Origin of the sequence: Mycobacterium sp. shizuoka-1, assembly GCF_002723835.1 — a bacterium.
In the GTDB taxonomy this organism is placed as follows: domain Bacteria; phylum Actinomycetota; class Actinomycetes; order Mycobacteriales; family Mycobacteriaceae; genus Mycobacterium.
On the sequence record NZ_BEWG01000068.1, the window covers coordinates 48,750 to 66,456 of the forward strand.

The window sequence follows — 17,707 nt, forward strand, 5'->3', positions numbered from 1 at the left end:
ATAAAGGAATCGAAATGCCGAAGATCACCTACATCGACTACACCGGTACGAGCCGCTGCGTTGACGCCGAAAACGGCATGTCACTGATGGAAATCGCCATCAATAACAACGTGCCAGGCATCGACGGGGACTGCGGCGGGGAGTGCGCATGCGCGACATGCCATGTGCACGTCGATGCAGACTGGTTGGACAAACTGCCGCCCAGCAGCGACCAAGAGGTGTCAATGCTGGAATTCTGTGATGGCGTAGACCACACATCCCGACTCGGCTGCCAAATCAAGATTTGCCCGACTTTGGATGGCATCGTCGTACGGACACCAGCTGCACAACATTAGCTACCCCGACCCGAGACCGCAGCTACACACGTTATCGAGACAGTCCCTCCCTAATCGGCCAGTCCCAGCGATTGCGAGGCAGGCCCCGGAATCCCCGACGAGAATCGGGGAAGGCTGACAGCAAAGTACGTCATGGCCTATCAGCTAAGCTAGCCAGGTCGAGGTCGGGTTTGCCGACTGCTCGTCCGCATCGTCGGCAGGTCCCGGATCCGTCGGGTCATCCTCAGATCTGCGGCATCGACCGGCCCCGCCGCGACCCTTGGGCGTCGTTGACCGCGACCTTCGTCGGCTTCGGTGAAATCGGTTGCGCGACAGCGGTGGTGTCGACATTGTTGACGACGGTTGAGAACCCGGCCAGTCGCGACGGGGTGGGTTCTAGCTAGCCTACTTTTCAACCGGCGTCAACATACGGGGGCGGGGCCGGATCCTGCACCGGCTGGCCGATCAGCCAAGCCCGCGGCAACTACGTCGCGCGTGCTGCGGCGAACTTCCGGTTTTTCGCCGACCATGCGCGGCTGGCCACCGCGGAGGTTCTTGAACCGTCCTGGGTCTGGTGGAGATCGTGATCGCACCAGGAGGATGTGGTTGTGGCTGCGCCGAGGAAGTTCGATCCAGAGACCCGTGAACGGGCTGTACGGATGTATCACGACCGTTTGGCCCATAGTGATGATTCGAAGTTGGCGGCTCGCCGCCATGTCGGAGAGCTGCTGGGGATCAATCAGGCGACGTTGCGTAATTGGGTCGAGGACCGCCACTTCGGCAGCCGCTCGACGGTCAGTGACGATGGAGGCGATCAGTCGGCCGAGGTGGTGGCGTTGCGCAAGGAGGTCGCCGAGTTGCGCAGGGCCAATGAGATCCTCAAGACAGCGTCAGCGTTTTTCGCCGCGGCGGAGGTCGACCGCCGACTGCGGTGATCGTCGACTACATCGACGCTCACCGGGACCGTTACGGGGTCGACCCGATCTGCGCCGTGCTGGGTGAGCACGGGCTGCCGATCGCCCCGTCCACCTACTACGCGGCCAAGGCCCGCGGTCCGGTCAGTGACACCGATTGGGCCGATGCGCACGCCGCGAACACCGTGCACCGGTTGTTCGTGGCCAATCGGCGGCTCTACGGGGTGCGCAAGCTCTGGCATGCGATGAAACACGCTGGTCACCACGTTGGCCGGGATCAAGTGGGCCGGCTGATGCGCCTGTGCGGGATCACCGGAGCGGTGCGCGGAAAGCGTCGCACCGTCACCACCACCGCCGATGCGGCCGCGGCCCGACATCCCGATCTCATCGACCGGCAGTGGGGGGTGCCGGCGCGTCCGGACCAGTGGTGGGTAGCCGATTTCACCTACACCTGGACCTTGGCCGGGTTCGTCTACACCGCGTTCTGCGTCGATGTGTACTCGCGGCAGATCCTGGGGTGGCGGGTGATGTCGACCAAGGCCACCCCGCTGGTGAGCAGCGTCCTCGAGCAAGCCGTGTTCACCCGCCGCAGGACTGATTTCCGTTTCACGACAACAGGATTGGTGCATCATTCCGATGCCGGCAGTCAGTACACCTCGCTGGCGTTCACCGAGGCGCTACGGGAATCGGGGATCGCCGGCTCGATCGGCTCGGTCGGCGACGCCCTCGATAACGCGCTGATGGAATCAGCGATCGGGCTGTACAAGACCGAACTGATCGACCGCCACAAATCCTGGACCGGCCGCGCCGAGGTCGAACGCGAAACCGCCAGCTGGGTGCATTGGTACAACACCACCCGCCTGCACTCGTCTCTGAACTATCTCTCACCGGTCGAATACGAGAACCGCTACCGTGACACCGTCACCTCAATCCCGGAGGTGGCATAACCCAGGTCTCCATCCAGGCCAGGACGGTTCACTGCCCATGGACAGCGGCCACCACGCCTACACCCGGTTTGAGCCGGCCGGAGTGGTAGCGGCCATCGCGCCGTGGAACTTCCCCCTGATGCTGGAGACCTGGAAGATCGCCCCACGGCGCTGGCGTGGGGCAACACCGTGGTGCTCAAACCCGCCGAGGACACCATCCTGGGCAGGCTTGCCATCTAAGCCGGCATGCCCCCGGGCGTGCTCAACGTGGTGCACGGCTACGGGCCCGACTCTGCCGGGCAGGCGCTCACCGAGAACCCCGACGTCGACCGGATCACCTTCACCGGTGAATCGGGCACCGGCCGGATCATCGCCCGGGCAGCGGCGGGCAACCTGACACCGGTGAGCCTGGAGCTCGGCGGCAAAGGCGCCAACGTGGTGTTCGCCGACGCCGACCTTCACACCGCGGTGGAGTGGTCGATCAAGGCGATCTTCATCAACACCGGCCAGGTGTGTCTGGCGGGGTCCCGGTTGTATGTGCAGCGCGACATCTACGACGAGTTCCTGCGCCGGTTCACCCAAGCGGCGCAGGCGATGGTGGTCGGCGACCCCAAACAGGAAACCACCCAGATCGGCCCGCTGGCCTCTCAGGAGCACTACCGCAAGGTGCGCGGCTACGTCGAAACCATCGAGTCAGAAGGCGGTTCCATCGTCACCGGTGGGCTCGGCGAGGGCTGGGGTGTGTTGCCCACCGTCGTGACCGGACTGGGCCAGCAGGCCCGCTGCAGCCGCGAGGAGATCTTCGGCCCGGTGGCGGTGGTGATCTCCCGTTTGACACCGAGGCCGAGGCGATCCGGTTGGCCAACGACACCCGCTACGGCCTAAACGCGATGCTGTTCACCGAAAACCTGCACCGCGCCCACCGGGTCTCCGCCGCCCTGCGGGCCGGCACCGTGTGGGTCAACTGCTTTTTCGTCCGCGACCTGCGCGCACCCTTCGGCGGGGTCGGCGACTCCGGCATCGGCCGCGAAGGCGGCACCTTCAGCCGCGAATTCTTCACCGAACCCAAGGCCGTAGTCATGCAAATACAGCCAAGCTGACCCCCGACCGGGCCGCCCGCCGTGGCACACATAATCTGTTCTCCGTGTACTGAATAGTCGGCAGCGCCGGTCCAGGGATGACCTGTCGGTGGACCACCGTCGCGTCCAGGTCTATTGCGACAGCGACCAGTGCGACGCCCGAGGGTTGCCCTTAATCGGACAGTCGTGAGCGTTCGCGTGGCATCGGAACAACGACGGTGGTCCCGGCGGCATCGTGGGTGAGTTCGGTGATCACCGCTGCAAGTGTTCTGATCTTGGCTTGTAGTTGAGTGTTCTCGGCGGCCAGTTGCTGATTGTGATCGCGGGCGTGTGCGAGTTGGCGTTGCACGGCCTCGATGCTCGGGGCAACGGGTCCGCACCCGACCGCCGCCTTGAACTCGTTGAGTAAATCGCTGTGATGTTCGTAGAGTCTTTGCCGTGGTACGCCCGATTCGACCGCCAGTGCCACGACGGTGCGTGCACCGGTGCTCCGCTCGGCATGGTTGTCTCGTAGGCGGCCGATGGCGGCCTGAACCAGTTGGCGTTCCTCCTCGTTTCGGGCGGCGCTAACGCGCACGGTGGTCATTCGTTGTCCCCGTCCTGGTCTGGGTTTGGCGTCGGGCGGCTGGATTCGTGGTCCGCGAGGGTCTTCAGGTGCTCGATCAAACGCGTCTGAATGCGTTGTCGCAGCGGTTCGGGCAGTCCGGGCGCCGCCATGTCCTGCTGGAGTGCGCCGACGTGCTCGCGAAGGTTGACGGCATCGCGGTCGGTGCGGGCGGCGTTGACGCAACCGAGCCGGCACCGGGTCCAGGAGGGTTCATCGGAACTATCGCTGGGTGGCAGGCAGGCCGCGGTGGCGCGTCGGAACACGCAGGTCAGGACCGCGCCGTGGTGGATCTGCAGGGCGGGGTTCGATAGCGCGGCGTTGACCTGACCGGTGGTGGTCACCGTCAGTCCCGCAAACGTGCGTGCCCGCGCGATGCGAGCCCGGTATTCCTCGGCGGCCGGACCAGAGACGTGTTCACCGGCCTCGAGGCGCTGGGCATCGTCGTGGATGGTCTCAGCGCGGTGCAGAAATCGTTCGAAGGTGATGTCGTCGGGAAATCCTGAATCAGCTCCACCGGCATAGCCGTGGATCATTTGTGTGTGCAGGTGGCCGTATTGCGTTGCGCCAGCGATGGTTCCGCCTGGCCGCCGGACGATGTGCCATGCCAGGGTCCGTCGCAGGCGCGGCACTTGAATGCTGCCGTACGGATCAGCAGGTATCAGCGGATGATCGACTACCGGAGCGACCTCTTGGTTGAACCAGTCGATGAAACGAGTGATGTCGGTGTTGATGGAGCCGGGTGTTCTCGTACGGGTGGCCCCGAAGAGGAACCGTTGCTGGGAGCACACGCTGAATGCCGGGAAGAGCAGGTCGCTGACCGTGATCTGTTCCAGGACGGTGACGGCGTGGGCGGTTTCGTCGGTGACGACCCACGGGATCGTGGCAGGTGACCGCTGTCGGCGCCCATCATCAGCCTTCAACTGCAGCCCGGACATGAACGTCAACTCCAGCGTGGGGTCGCGGCTGATGCATCCGCGCCGCAGGTTCAGGGCCTCGCCGGTCCGCACACCCGAGAGGTAGGCGATCACGAGGAAACAGGCAACCGTGACATGACGCAGCAGCCCGACGAGTTCTCGCGCATCGACTGGCTCGTCACGCCAGGGCTTGGTGCCGATGTGGTTGAATGTGTTGATACGCAAAAGATTAACGTCTATCGGCAATCCGGATGCCGCCAACATGACCGGCGTCTCCTTCATGCGTTTCAGTTCGGTGTGGTGCATCCATCCGCCCACCGCCAGGCCCATCAGGTCGACACTGGTCACCTCACCGGTCCGGATCCCGGGAAGTGCGGCGTCGTTGCGGTCGAGTGCAGCGAGCACGCATTCGAGTTGGGCCTTGGTGGTCTCGAATACCGACACCGTGCGCGTGGGCGCCCGGCGGATGGCGGGGGCGATCTGGTGGGCAAGATGGCGCATCGCGAGCAGGTTGCGTGCGGCGGGAAGCAGGTCGGCTGCGATCGTGTGGGTGACCGCGATCGCCCCGGAGAGCAGCGGTTCCATCACATCCGGATGGATGCGGGGGGTGGTGTTGGGCTTGCCCCAAGAGGATTCGTAGTGGGCGAGTCCTCGTGCACTCGCACCGCCCCACAGCGGGCCCGCGGGGAGCCGGCACTGGGCGGGCAACTCCTCCCGATAGAGGTGTAGCCGTTTGATGGCTTGCAGCGCGCAGCGTTTGGTTCCGGCGCTCTCACCGGTGGCGTCGGTGACGTAATGCAGGTAATCGTCGAGGTGTTCGGTGCTGACCTGGTCGAACGATGTCACACCCGCGTCGCTCAGCCACGTCGTGAACCGCCGCAGCGGCACCAGCTCGCCCAAGATCGTCTTGACGTGCGGATGAAGCGATCGCGCACTGTCGAGCCGAGGTGCGTCATCAACGAGGTTGAGCAGGGCGAAGAGGTAGAGCTTGCAAGCGTGGTGAAACGGCGCCGGGAACCGGCCCCAGTGCACGGCCTGCCGGGCGCTGTGCCGGTCTTTGATCGCCCCGGACAGATCCCACACCGGGTCACCGAATCGGCTCCGGACCCCCTCCGCGTGCAGGGTGCGGTTCAGCAGCACCTCCGTTCCTGGGCCGATGCCGATACCGGCCACGACGTCGAGTGCTACAGCCGCGCGGGTCATGACGCTTCCAGGTGTCCGGCCAGCAAAAGATCCACTTTTCGATGATCGCCGTCGGTGATCTCGGCGCGCGCCGCCCTCAGCTGGGCCTGCTCGTACTCGGTGAAGATGTCGTCCAGTTGCGCGAGCGGACCCGCGTGATCGGCGATCCACTGCCCCAGCGGCATCTGCGTGCGCAGTTCGCGAAGCCGGTCGGCAACGACCAGTTGAACGGGCAGATGCCGCGGGAAGGCGCGGGCGTTGCTGCAGTCCAGACACGTCATGAACGACTGCCGGCACCGCTTCCCGTCGACCGGTGAGTGGTCAAAATCACCGCAGGCGCCCAGCACCGCGTCGCGCCCGGATCCGTCGTCCTGGTTGTCTGGATGTGTCGTCATGGCGCGGCGGGCCAGTGCTTGGGTGACCTGGGCATCGAGGGCCTCGCGAACGATCTGGAACCCCTCGTTGCGCACAGACTCCATACGCCCCAGATAACCGGCCAACGTCGCCGGGGTGTGCGCGATGGGCTGGCGGACCTGCTCCAGATAGGTCTTGCGCAGCCGATCCATACTGATCCCCAAGAGCAACTCGTCGTGTCCGGGATCGCCGGTCAGCCACGGCGTCATCCACCGCCGTCGCGCATCGAATCCGGAAGCGGTGCTGCTGATTCCGTAGCCGAACAGTTTCTGTTCGCAGCGGTCGGGCTGGGCACTGTAGTAGATGAACGCTTGCTGGTTTCCGGTCAGCGTGCGGGCCGGGTCGGTCAACTCCAGCAGCGACATGAACACCCCATAGGCCGTGGTGAGCGACGTGTTGGCCACCGCGGTGCGCCGATCCTGGCCAGCAAGCGGGCGCAGTTCGGGGCGCAGCGCGGTCACCGGCACCGTCATCACCGACCGCCGCCCACGGCGGGGCTTGTCGGCGCCGACGAACACGATGCCGGGTTCGGCAGGACTGCTGGCATGTCGGTGCGGGGCAGCCAACGAGTCCAGCGTCGACAGGTTCAGCCCGGTCAAAGCCGCCAGCAGAACACCGAACGCCCATGCCTCACCGGGAGTCAGATGCAGCAACGACATCAGGCGGCATCCACCGGCTGCGGTCACCGCCCGCCGTGTCACGAACGCCCGTGCACCCGACGCGGTGCGGGGGAAGTCACCCTCACGAGCGCAATGATCCAGCGCCTCGGCCAGACTGCGGCGCGGGTCGGCGCGGGGAAGGTGATCGAAACGCCCCCCACGATAATCGGCGACCATTGCCCAATGAGTCTCTAACCGGGTCCGCGCCCGCCGAACCATTCCCCGTGCCACCACGGTGATGCGGCGAAGCTCATCAGCGGAATACGGTTGTCGCGCCGTGTTCGTCTTTGGGTGACGCACGCGCGTGAACGCCTGACGCGCCGGCTGGGAGACAACAGGACTGCAGCGCAGCAGAGTCTTCAGGCCATGCAACGAGCCAGGGCCGCTGGGTACCCGACACGACAGAGCGAGAAGCCGGGCATCCGCAGCGGACATTTCAGCCAGCCCTCGTATGCCTGGCCGGTTGTCGGCCAGCCAGCAGCAGCCATGCCGGGCGGCCTGCCACAGCGCGGCGGCGCCCCGTAATCGCTTGGATGATCCCAGCACACCGGTGGCGTCCTCGAACGCAACCGCGAAATCGTGGCGGATTCCGTGGGTGCCCGGCATAGAGCCGAAGTCGAAGTCCTTGCGCTGCGTGCCGTCCTCGCTGACGAACGTCACGATCAGCCCGCGACGCCGCGATACCGGCCGCCACGACGGATCCGGCTGCGCCGCGGGGCGACCCGTCATGGTTGGACCGCCAACACGCGAGACTCGCCGATACCCACTGTTGCGACGAGACGTTCCAAGGCTTCTCGATCGTCGGCGTCCATCAGCGCGATGAGCTCCTCGACCTGCAATACCTGGAACGGTTCCAGGTAGACGCTGCGCGTTACTTCACCGCTGCGATGTCCGAGGAGTGTCGCCAGGAGAAACCAGACGTCACCAAGCTGGTTGCGGAAGTCGCGCTGCTCCTCCCTGGTCAACATGTCGGTCCGGCGCCACGCGACGAACGTGGCGATGCAAAACCAGCGCAGCGCGAAGGAATGCCGCAGCATGTGGGGTCGACACCACAGCGGCGGACTTCCAGCTTCGGCAAGCGCTTTCGCGGCTCTGGTGTTCGCGCGGTCGAACGTCTTGTACCAGGCCTCTTTCCGCCGAGGTGTCCCGTCGTGATTGAGCCACAGCCACATCGGTTCCAGACCATTAGTGCCACGGCGGAACAGTTTCATTCGCGTCGATGGCCCGAGTGCGTCCAGACGGACCCTACGAAGCGATCCATTCTCGGCGACGACCTCCAGTTGCCCGTCCCGCCGCACATGCTCAAGGACCCATCGGTCTGCGATGTGCTCATACCGTCCGGCGTCCTGCGCGCGAGCGATAGCGGTTCTGCGACTGCCTTCCTGCAGATAGAAGTGAACGTGCTGGACCACACGGCGGCGCATCCAGAAGGTGCGACCGCTCCCATTCTTCGCGCAACGCGACGCGACGCGCGAACGCAGCAGTCCCTCAGATCCCGGCTGCGGCACCTCAATGGTCAGCATGGCGGCCCACTCGCCGACTCGCAAACCCGTCCCGAACAGGCCCTCCACGAACGCGACATCGCGATCCTCAGTTACTCCCCGCCAATCGTGGCGCGGCAAGCCTTCCGTCGTGAACCCGCGCAATCCCAGATTCCGCCACAACCGAAATGCCTGCGGGGTCAGCCATTTCACGTCGGATCTGCGCATCCCGGCGGGAGTGCTCTCCAGCGCGGCGTGACCCCCGATACCTCCGGATCTCGCTATTGCACGGGCTCGGACAGGGTTGTCGATTCCGTGCTGCTCGGCCGCCCACCAGTAGAACCCGCGGATCGCCGCGCGATCGACGCAAAAAGTATCGGCGCTCACATGCTGTGGGTTCTCCCGCGCCGATAGACGCCACTCCTTGAAGGCAGCCAGTTCCGAGCGTGTCGCCTGCCCCCATCCGACGCCCAGGACGTGCAGGAAATCCAGCCACACCTTCAACGACAAGGCGTAACGGCGCACAGTCGCGGTAGCCCTTCCCCTCACCAGCGGATCCCGCCAGTAGGCGTTCACCAGCGCATCCGCGCGGCCCCAGGGATCCAGAAAGAAGGGAGTGCCATCACGCGCACCGTTCCGCTTCGCCCACGCCAGGATATCGCCCACGCCAGGAAACAAGTCGTCCACCGGCTCGGATCGGCGACCGAAATCGTAGAAATGAAGAATCCAACCATCAGCGTTATCACCAGCCATCCCCGCCCCCTCTCTCCTCACGGGTATCGCCCCCATCATCACCGACCCGAATCTCCGAATGCGCTCGACACGCCTGTCGGGCAGTGAACGGGAGACTGGATGTTGCCGGGGCAAACCACCACATCAAGACCCTCGACGATGCTGCCAAAGGCTGCATCGAGGTCGGCGCGCTCAGTGATCGCGGTGTAGGTCGAGGTAGCGGGCCCGCCCGGGTCCAAGTTGCGCGCACAATCGACCGTGGCCGCCGCCGACGGCGCAGGTTCGACGGCAGCGCACGCCTGCGAGGGATACCCAGCCGGCAGCAGTGCCATCACCTGATCGGCCTCCGACTCATCGGAGCTGGTATCCACCGCGGACTCCTCGACCGCCACCCGCGGGCTGTCGGCCGCGTCCTGCGAAGATCCGGGAGAGCGGACCATCAGCCACCCGCCGGTGACCACCGCGGCAACCACCACACCGGCGGCGACGCCCGCCCACAGCAAACGTCCCCCCCAACGTGGACGCGTCGGCGAGTCGTAGAATCGCTGCCACGGGTTGTCCCCGTGGGCGGGTCCAGGAGAGAGTCCGGCCATGCCTGCCAGTATGACCGATGTGACCGCAGCAGTGGCTCTGGAGAACGCGTGTCCACACTGCCAGCATTGAAGTCATGACCAACCCGCTCCAGACAATCCTGGCCGACCCGGAATTACGCGTGTGGCCCACCCGGAATCACACCGCGGAACCGGACGGGACGCACGATCTGGACGCGCAGAACATTGCCGCAGAAAGCAATGATCAGACCGGTTCGCAGGTAGGCAAAGATGTGGACGCTGAAGCGGCTATTTCGCGTATAAACGCGTTACTGGAGCCTGCGTCAGAATTCGACAGGGCGACCAATACCGCGCCAAATCTGCAGCCCGCCGCTGAGGTTGTCGAATTTAATACCTCGGCGCCTGCAGATTACGCTCCCGACCCGGACGCACAATCTGACGAGGATTCGCAATCTCCGCTCGCGGAAAAAGAGGCGGCCCCGCCGCGCGGATTCGACGCTATCGCCGCCAAGCCGAATGCTGTAGCAGACAAAATTGCACAATTCCGGGAATGGCTAGCCGCCGGCGGCTGGAAGAATCCTCGAACGCTGGGCTCGGTAGCCGCGGTCGCCGTGGTTCTGGTGACGTTGGCGTTGTCAGGCTCTGGGGATGATCCTGCGGCACCGTCTGCACAGATTGCCGCGGAGCCACCTCCGATCGCCCAGAGTTCGCCGGGGCCCGCCGCTGCATCAGTCGTTACCGACGTCCCTCTGGGCCCCGAATCAGTGCTGTCGGCGACCGCCCGCTGCCCAGCACCCAGCTCGGATCCGATGAACGCCCTACGCCCGGACAGTGCGCAGCCCTGGGTATGTGTTCGGGCCTGGCAAGTCGACGGCCAGCTACTTGAGATTATCTTCGACCGGCCTTATGTCATCAGCTCGGTTGGGATCATGCCGGGGGCCAGCACCGAGGTCGACGGACAAGACCAATGGGTGAAGTACCGCACAGTCAGTCGGCTCACGTGGAGCTTCAACGACCCCGCTCGAACGAAGGTCTCCCAGACCACCGGTGACCGCCGCGAACTCATGGTCACGCCGATCGTCGCGACAGGCTGCAGCTCAGCTCCAGACTGCCCGGTAATCGCCTCGGCGGTCACCATCACCATCGAAAAGACCAGTGAGCCTTCCAACCCTGGCAGCCTGCAGTCTCCGGGATCCGGTTTGGGTGCGGACTACACGGCATTCGCGGTCAGCCACCTGGAAATCGTGGGGCACCCGGCCGGTTGACCGCCGGCGGATCTCCGCCCACCGGCGCGTGTTACCCATGCCTGTTGCCGCTGTGTCCACATGCCTGCAACCGGACTCGGTAGCAGGTTATCTACGCAGCTCAGCTAGATCTGCAGCAGATCACCCATGCCTGAAAGCCAAAAAGCTGGCCGCGCTGGACTCCTCACATGCCAGCCGTGCGTGTTATCCAGAATGCTAGCAATCTACCAGCTAACGACCCGTGAAAATGTCTCGGCTCCTCGCTTGTCTCCGACCGCTCAGCGCCGAGCGTAGCACATGGTGTCAAGTGCAGCGAACGCTCAACGGGCCAGTGCCATCCTTCTCAGCCCCGGTGTCGCATGGATGAGCTCCTCTGGAAAACGACCCACACCAGCGGCATCGTCTTAAGCGTGAGCTTCCGACCCACCGCCGCAGACCGACTCCACCGAGCCTGGGCCCGCCGCCATGCCCACCGCCGCACCGTGCAGCGGGCGACTACCGTCACCTGCCTAGCGTTGGGTGCCATCGGCGGCTTCGGAACGTTGGCGGGCGCCTGCTCACCCAACACCTCCATCACCGCCGAGCAGATGGCGGTCACACTCAATCGATCAGTCGCAGTCGAAGGCTTCGCCGACGCCTTCATCAACGCCTACCTCAGCGGCGCCAAAGGCCCCACCGCGCTCCCGCTGACGGCATTCACGTCCGTCTCCATCACCGCGCCCCCGGTGCCAGTGAGCGTGATCAAAACAGCGCCGTGGTCAGCCCGCCCACAAGACAGCGGCTACGCCAACATCGACTACTGGTCGGTGGTGATTGGCGCCTTCGTCAAGCCGCTCGGCAAATCACCGCAGCTGTGGTTCTACCAAGTCCCAGTCGCCGTCGTCGACGGGGCGCCGCGGGTCACCTCGGCGCCCGCATTCCTCAACGGACCACCCCCCGGATACGACCCCGAACTGGCCTACCCCGTCGACGTCCTCGCCCACAGCGACCCAGCCGACACCGTGACGGGATTCCTCGAATCCTGGCTGTCAGGAACCGGTGACATCACCCGCTACAGCACCGCCCCCGGCATCAGCGCCTTCCCGGAAACCCCATTCACCCGAATCACCAGTACCTCACTCAAATCCACCACCGAAATACCCACCCGACCTGCCGAGGGATTCAGCACACAAGTACTTGCCACAATTACCGCACAGGACCGAGACCGAATAACTCAAACACTCAGCTACCCACTGACAATCTCCTACCGCACCAACAAATGGTTTGTCACCGATATCGACCTCGCACCAAAACTCGGAGGACGACTGAGTGAAACCGCCGCAACCACCGCGGCCAACACCCCGACTACTACGCCGCCCTATTCACGACCGACACTCCCGCGGTAATTACGGCCACCGACAACAGCCCGAAAGGAACAATAACCATGAGCGGAATCACGCAAGTACTCTTGAACCTCTCCACCGAGGTCCGCGGAATCATCATCGCAGTTATCACCATCATCGCCCTCATAATGAGCGCGGTCGTCTTCGCACAATCACGCGGATCGGTCACCAAAGTGCTCGTCGTTCTCGCCTCATCGGTCGTCGCGGGAATCGTTGTGTGGCAGCTGCCCGACCTCATCCGCCTGGGCGTCAGCGACGCGCCCAACCTCACCGGCATCAACAGCCGCTACTGAGCCCGCCCCCTATGAGCTCGACCATCGACGTCACCGTCTACACGCTCGCCCGCAAATTCCCCAAGCTGATCGGGAAGTTCGCGAACGGCAAACCGGTACCCCTAGGCCCCTATACCTATCTGCAGGTCGCAACCCTCATCGTCGGCGTCGTCACACTGCTGACGATCGTCGGCGTGTTCGACCCGCCCAAGCTGCCCGCCTTGTTCGTCGGAGCCGCCATCATCGGCCCCACTGTGGTCGCTGTACGCCGCATCGGGTTCAGCATGGCGCGTACCAGCTCGCGGATGATCTGGACCAGCCGAGCGTGGACACAGCGCAAGCCACTGAGCACCGGCGGCCGCGAAATCACCGCCCCCCATTCCGGACGGGCACCCCTGACCCCAACTGGCGGCCGCCGTGACGTCTTCGAAATGGACACGACCCACTGATGCTGAAACTGACCCAACCCACCCTCGCGGTCACCGGGAACCTGCGCTGGACCCTCACTGGCGTCGTCTACGCCGAGTGGCTACTGTCCCCGCGGCCTAACGGCCACGAACGCCCCAGTGACAAGCGCGAGGTCGTCAAAGACCACCGCGACCTGTTCACCGATATCCCCGAGACCATCTTGACCACCGTGGTCGCGCCCCTCGACGTCGCCAGCATCGCCGCCCGACTTACCGCCACAGCCCGCACAGACAGCCAGCACTCAATCGGCTCGTTCCTCCAACGACACCCCGACTACACAGTCGAGGCGTCCGCGCAGCTCAACGCGATAGAACTGCAGGCTCGGCCCCCCCACGAACGGATCATGTGGCTCTCGGTCCCGCTGTGCGGACCGTCGCGCACCGGAGACCTACCTTCTGATTTCATCCCCTCGGACAAACACCGCGAGCAATTCGACGCCCTCGCTGACGAGATCCGACGCAAAATCCCGATCTCGTTCGCACCCACCGCGGTCAATGCCACCCAGATGCACTGGCTTTGGGACCGGGCCCATACCCGCGGCCTCGCCCTGGACCACACCGCCGCCGACCCATCGGCACCGCGTCCCTTTCCCCACAACCGCACCACCACCACACGGCGGGGACGCATCCGCGGATTCCGCCTCTCCGGAGAACTCGACGAGACTCTGGCCACCGACGACCGCAAGCGTCGCACCCTGACCCGCGCGATCAAGACCTACTACACCGACAGTGAGCTCGCCCCGTCCTACCAGCAGTTCCTGGTCGTCGACGACTTCGCTACCCGGATGCCCTGGCCAGGCGTCGCCGACCAGATCTTCGCCGTCCTCAATCATTTCGAGGGCGCCGGCATCGACTTCACCATCCACACCCGCAAGCGGGACCGATCCGAAGCGCTGGCCGCCAACGCGCGAGCTCTGCGCCAACTCTCCGAGCAGATGGACGAACGCAGCGACGAAGTCAGCTTCGCGCAGAACTTCCTGGTCCACCGCGGACAACAACTGGCCCAATACGACAATCACCTCGAAAGCAGGCCCTCGGAAACCGAAATCCAGTTCTGCCCCATCATTGCGATCTCCGCGCCCAGCTTCGAAGAGCTCGAGGACCGCTCGCGCGAGGTGATCCGCACCTTCAACAGCACCGGCGTGAAACTGGTCGCCCCCTACGGCGCCCAAGCTGAACTCTGGGCCGCCAGCCAACCCGGATATCCCGAGACCCGCGCGCGCAGCGACTACACCCATTTCATGCCGACCGACACCTTCGCCTGTTTCATGCCGGCCACCGCAGCGCAGATCGGCGACGACTCCGGCCCCTTGATCGCAACCAACCGGCTCTCCGGCTTCCACGAGCCCGTGCACTTCGACCTGCTAGGGGCCACCGAGCGCGACAAGTCCGCCAGCTTCGCCATGACCGGCGACCTCGGCTCGGGAAAGTCGGTGGCCCTCAAGGTCATCTCAGGAATGGTCGTCGACCTCAGCGGACAGGTGTTCGCGGTGGACCGCTCCAAACTCGGCGAGTACCTGCTGTTCGCCCAGTCCGTGGCCAACGCCGTAGTCATCGATCCGGCCAACCCCACCTACACCATGGATCTGCTGCGTGTGCTGCCTACGGCCGACGCCGCCGAACGCATCCTGCCGGTGCTGATGCGGTTGTTCCAGATCAAAAGCGGATCCCCAGAGGCGGCCCTGCTCTCGGATCTGATCGAACCCAACTACCGGGCCCGCCACCGCATCCGCGGCCTGCCGGACCTGGTCACCCACACCATCGCACTGGCCGGCGACCACACCACCAACACCCCAGCGATCGAAACGCTGGCCGGTCAGCTGCGGTTCTGGTCGCAACGCACCTACGCGCGTGCACTATTCGCCGACGACCTCCGCCCACTGCCCCTCGACGCACCGATGGTCGTGCTGCGCACCCACAGGCTGCAGTTGCCCGCCGAAGAAGAACAACCCGCCGACGACCCGACCAAACTGTTCGGCGAGGTGATCTACGCCCTCTACGCCACCATCGCCCGAGAGGCGTTGTTCGCCAGCCAGGCCCGATTCGGTCTCCTCGTGCTCGACGAGGCCCTGCACCTGACGCGTTCTGTCGTCGGCCAATCGATCATCAGCGAGTTCGTCGTCGACGGTCGCAAACACAACGCCGCCATCGGCATCGCCTCCCAGGATCCCGCCCACTTCGGTCGATTCCGCCGACTCATCCCAACGCTGTTCATGTTCCGGCAGAGCGACGAGGTGTTGGCCGCCGACAGCCTCAAAATGGCCAGCGAGGACGCAGCAGCCGACCATCTCGTGCAGCAGATGACCCGGTTTAACCCTGGTGAGTGCTTCATGAAGGACCTCAAGCAACGACTCGGCTCGGTCAAGATCGCCCTACCGGCGCATCCCGACCGCGCTCGCGCGGTGCTGACCACCCCCACCCGAGAAGCGATCGCGTGAACTCCAGGATTCGCAAATCCGCCCGCCGGCTGACCTTGCTGCTGACCCCCGCTGCCTACAGCCTGCTCACGGCGGCCCCAGCGTGGGCAGCAGTGGGAGTAGGCGTCGGGGCGTTATGGATCGGGGTGACCGACGGCGACGGCGTGGCGATCGGCACCTATGGACTGTCGTTGGACAACGGAAGCCTGACCAACCCGCAGGCTGCACCCTCAGCCATGGTCCACCACTGGCTCTACAGTGTGTTTCTCACCATCATCGGTCTGGCCATGTGGCTCATCGACAACGTGCTGAGCTTCCAATGGCTCAGCATCATCGCCACCCCCATCGACTTCGTCGGCCAGAAGGTCGCCGCCCTGGTGGTCAGCCCCGCCGTTCTACTCTTCGTCGGGACGCTGGCCGCAGGCTTCATCGCCGTCAACGTCCTGACCGGCAAACTGAGCCGCGCGGCCGTACAGATCGGCACCGCGGTGATCCTCGCGCTGCTCGCGGTAACGCTGGGCAGCAAGCCCCTCAGCGACCTTGTAGGCCCCGACGGCGGACTGGCCATGGGCCGCGACATCGGCATCGAACTCACCACCGAGCTGTCCGGAAAGTCCACCACAGGGGAGCAAGCGCTCTCCGACTTCACCACCTCACTGGCCGACAACTTCGTCCGTACCCCCACCCTGGTATGGAACTTCGGCGCTAATCTCGACGCAGCCCCCTACAACTGCGGCAGCGCGTGGTCAGCCGCCGTGCAGGCCGGTGACATCGACACGGTCAAGGACGCCGTACAGGGCAGCTGTCCCGGCGGCGAACAGCTGCATCAGTTCGCGATGAACGACTCCAGCAGTAAAGGCGCCACAGCGCTGATGTCGATCCTCTTCGCGCTGTGCGTGCTGGCCGTCTTCGGCTACCTCTGCTACCAGGTCGTATTGCTGGCCCTGTCGGCGTTGTTCTGGGCGATCGTAGCGATCGTCGCCCTCATCGCCGGAATGATCCCAGGATCACCACAGGGATTAGCCATCAAATCCGCCCTCGACGCAGTGTTCGCGATCATCGGAATGACCTGCTACATCGCCATTCTCGGCCTGACCGGCGCGCTCACTTCCGCCATGTTCACCCTCGCCGGAGACGATGTGATCATGGCGATGCCGCTGGTCTCGCTGCTGCTGGTAGCCCTTGTGCTGGCACTGCGCAAAGTCGGAAAAGGCCTCGTCGCCGTCCGAAATCGCGCCGCCCAACGGGCAGCCTCATTCGGCGCGGGAACCGACGCGGTGGGCAACGGGCTCACCAGTCAGAACAACAGCCCTGGCCTCCTCGACCGCCTCGATCCCCTCACCGCGGTCCCCCACGCCACGCACACCCTTTCGGCGCGGACCAAGAGCGCCGCCACGACAGCCGCGAAGCTCGGAGTGGCTACCGCGGCACCAGAGGTCGCCCCGTTCATCGGGGCCGCCGACGCACTGATGTCCAAGCAAGCCGCCAGCCAACAACGCAACCAGCGCGCGGAATCGACTGCGGCCGAGTCCCGCTCACCTCGGCCCCCGCGGCAATCCCACGGGCGCCCGCAGTCCGCCACCTCGCCCCCGAGCATCGGCTCAACAGACCTGCCCGGTGAATCGAACGCTGAGAGCACGTCCCGATTCGCACCCCCGGCCGCGCCACCTGACACGCCGTCGAACCCCGCTTCGAGCGCCGAGCCCAGCCCAGGCCCGCGCGCCCCCACCGCGGCGTCCACGTTGTCGCAGCTCACCCCACCCCCGGCGGACAACGGTGCATACACACCGACAGGGTTGCCCGCGCGAGAGCACCACTCAACCGGGACCGACGCCGCATTCCTCATGGCCAGACCGGCTACCGTCGAAGAAGCTCAGAAACGATTCCCAGCCCTGTGCGGGCATCTGACCACACGCGGGGACTACTGCATCAACCCTGCGGACACCTGCCCTCATCACCCGCGGCGCACCCACGCGGCACCCGCGATGCACCCGGCCCTGGCCGACCTGGCGCGCGGCCACGGCGGCTCAGCCTCGACCCCGGACGGTTTGGCGAGACCGGCCGACTCGCGCGACGTGCGCACCGAGTTGATGATGGGCAACGCTTCCGCCGACCGGCAACGATGACCGCCCTGACGAAACTGACCCTGGCC

The 17,707-nt window shown here is 65.0% G+C and carries 13 protein-coding genes, 1 pseudogene and 1 other annotated feature; of the genes and pseudogenes, 9 read left to right on the forward strand and 5 right to left on the reverse strand.

The features are described from left to right. The first annotated feature begins 14 nt into the window (after positions 1–14). The 3 genes and pseudogenes from MSZK_RS20330 to MSZK_RS20345 all read left to right on the forward strand — a co-directional run. Positions 15–335 carry a 2Fe-2S iron-sulfur cluster-binding protein gene (locus MSZK_RS20330; protein ID WP_099250445.1) on the forward strand — a complete coding sequence of 107 codons (321 nt, stop codon included), beginning with the start codon at positions 15–17 and terminating at the stop codon, positions 333–335. A gap of 587 nt (positions 336–922) precedes the next feature. Beyond that, positions 923–2,175 (forward strand): IS3 family transposase gene (locus tag MSZK_RS20340; RefSeq protein WP_099250446.1). Its coding sequence is split into 2 segments (ribosomal slippage): positions 923–1,217 and positions 1,217–2,175, totalling 1,254 coding nucleotides; the frame shifts between segments, so codons are not numbered across the junction. Next, positions 1,207–1,338 (forward strand) — a sequence feature (AL1L pseudoknot). Its footprint overlaps the gene before it by 132 nt. A 55-nt stretch (positions 2,176–2,230) precedes the next feature. Then, positions 2,231–3,254 (forward strand): annotated as a pseudogene (locus tag MSZK_RS20345) (aldehyde dehydrogenase family protein); the annotation flags it as partial. 151 nt (positions 3,255–3,405) lie between these two features. On the opposite strand, the gene MSZK_RS20350 reads toward MSZK_RS20345, so the two are convergent. The 5 genes from MSZK_RS20350 to MSZK_RS20370 are packed head-to-tail and all read right to left on the reverse strand — an operon-like array spanning position 3,406 to position 9,815. After that, positions 3,406–3,819, reverse strand: coding sequence for a hypothetical protein (locus tag MSZK_RS20350; protein WP_044524474.1), 414 nt, complete (start codon positions 3,817–3,819; stop codon positions 3,406–3,408). Continuing rightward, positions 3,816–5,957, reverse strand: a complete 2,142-nt coding sequence (locus MSZK_RS20355) for an integrase (RefSeq protein ID WP_099250447.1) — start codon at positions 5,955–5,957, stop codon at positions 3,816–3,818. Before MSZK_RS20355 ends, MSZK_RS20350 begins: the two co-directional genes overlap by 4 nt. Next, complete coding sequence (locus tag MSZK_RS20360; protein ID WP_099250448.1) at positions 5,954–7,738, reverse strand: hypothetical protein; 1,785 nt, start codon at positions 7,736–7,738, stop codon at positions 5,954–5,956. The genes MSZK_RS20355 and MSZK_RS20360 overlap by 4 nt, the downstream gene beginning before the upstream one ends. After that, positions 7,735–9,243: a site-specific integrase gene (locus MSZK_RS20365; protein ID WP_099250451.1), complete on the reverse strand. Its 1,509-nt coding sequence runs from the start codon at positions 9,241–9,243 to the stop codon at positions 7,735–7,737. The genes MSZK_RS20360 and MSZK_RS20365 overlap by 4 nt, the downstream gene beginning before the upstream one ends. 38 nt (positions 9,244–9,281) lie before the next feature. Then, positions 9,282–9,815 (reverse strand): hypothetical protein, encoded by a 534-nt coding sequence (locus MSZK_RS20370; protein WP_199203413.1) that lies wholly within the window; start codon positions 9,813–9,815, stop codon positions 9,282–9,284. Between the two features lie 74 nt (positions 9,816–9,889). Here MSZK_RS20370 and MSZK_RS20375 point away from each other — a divergent pair, with 74 nt between their 5' ends. The 6 genes from MSZK_RS20375 (at position 9,890) to MSZK_RS20400 (ending at position 17,681) form a co-directional block, all read left to right on the forward strand. Beyond that, a complete protein-coding gene (locus MSZK_RS20375) occupies positions 9,890–11,038 on the forward strand; it encodes a hypothetical protein (protein ID WP_099250449.1) in 1,149 nt (382 codons plus the stop codon). Between the two features lie 389 nt (positions 11,039–11,427). Further along, positions 11,428–12,402, forward strand: coding sequence for a conjugal transfer protein (locus MSZK_RS20380; protein WP_233211418.1), 975 nt, complete (start codon positions 11,428–11,430; stop codon positions 12,400–12,402). A gap of 38 nt (positions 12,403–12,440) precedes the next feature. Further along, the gene (locus MSZK_RS20385; RefSeq protein ID WP_041801131.1) at positions 12,441–12,692 is read left to right on the forward strand and encodes a hypothetical protein; all 252 of its coding nucleotides are present in this window, start codon (positions 12,441–12,443) and stop codon (positions 12,690–12,692) included. Positions 12,693–12,703: 11 nt separating this feature from the next. After that, positions 12,704–13,120, forward strand: a complete 417-nt coding sequence (locus tag MSZK_RS20390) for a hypothetical protein (RefSeq protein WP_232491415.1) — start codon at positions 12,704–12,706, stop codon at positions 13,118–13,120. After that, a complete protein-coding gene (locus MSZK_RS20395; protein ID WP_099250450.1) occupies positions 13,120–15,576 on the forward strand; it encodes an ATP-binding protein in 2,457 nt (818 codons plus the stop codon). The genes MSZK_RS20390 and MSZK_RS20395 overlap by 1 nt, the downstream gene beginning before the upstream one ends. Then, entirely contained in the window at positions 15,573–17,681 is a 2,109-nt protein-coding gene (locus tag MSZK_RS20400; protein ID WP_011896272.1) for a hypothetical protein, read from the forward strand. The genes MSZK_RS20395 and MSZK_RS20400 overlap by 4 nt, the downstream gene beginning before the upstream one ends. Positions 17,682–17,707: the final 26 nt, after the last annotated feature.